This window comes from Natrialba hulunbeirensis JCM 10989 (genome assembly GCF_000337575.1).
Classification (GTDB): domain Archaea; phylum Halobacteriota; class Halobacteria; order Halobacteriales; family Natrialbaceae; genus Natrialba; species Natrialba hulunbeirensis.
On sequence record NZ_AOIM01000029.1, the window covers coordinates 1 to 217 of the forward strand.

The window sequence follows — 217 nt, forward strand, 5'->3', positions numbered from 1 at the left end:
CCCCTAGACGTAGGTCACGTGAGGGTATTGTAGGACACCAACACTAACAGGCCTCCACGTGCCTTTCGGCACGCTTCACCTTGCCCACGTCTAGATCATCCAGTTTCGGGTCGTGCCCGATTGACTCCCCGCGCTTGAACACGGCGGCCCTCGTCGTAAGACTGCGGCCATGTCGGTTTCCCTACGCCTTCCTTGATACTCAAGTTAGACTCGTCAA

1 rRNA gene is annotated in these 217 nt (G+C 57.1%); it reads right to left on the reverse strand.

Features of this window, described 5'->3' with window-relative positions:
- Positions 1-217 (reverse strand): 23S ribosomal RNA (locus C483_RS20615); the annotation flags it as partial.